The sequence below is a fragment of the Streptomyces sp. NRRL S-455 genome (assembly GCF_000717875.1).
Classification (GTDB): Bacteria; Actinomycetota; Actinomycetes; order Streptomycetales; family Streptomycetaceae; genus Streptomyces.
Genome location: NZ_JOCT01000091.1, coordinates 1 through 332 on the forward strand (window position 1 = coordinate 1; position 332 = coordinate 332).

General features: G+C 67.8%; 1 protein-coding gene. It reads left to right on the forward strand.

Going from position 1 to position 332, the window contains the following annotated elements; all coding sequences use genetic code 11:
• Nucleotides 1-332, forward strand: a 332-nt coding sequence (locus tag IE97_RS39060) for an acyltransferase domain-containing protein (RefSeq protein ID WP_037845512.1), incomplete at both ends; no start/stop codon positions are given.

The window sequence follows — 332 nt, forward strand, 5'->3', positions numbered from 1 at the left end:
CTGTCGCCGCGTTCTTCGCAGGTGCCGTTGTACTCGACGGTGACCGGGGAACTCCTGGACACGGCGGGTATGGATGCCGAGTACTGGTACACCAATCTGCGCCGGACGGTTCTCCTGGAGGAGACGACCCGGGTTCTGCTGGATGCCGGGCACAGTGTGTTCGTCGAGGTCAGTCCGCACCCGGTGCTGGCCGTCGGCCTGGAGGAGACGTTCGAGGCCGCCGGCAGCGACGCGGTGGCACTCGGGACGCTGCGCCGTGACGAGGACGAAGCCCGCCGCTTCACCACCTCCCTGGCCGAAGCACATGTGCACGGGGTCGAGCTGGACTGGGA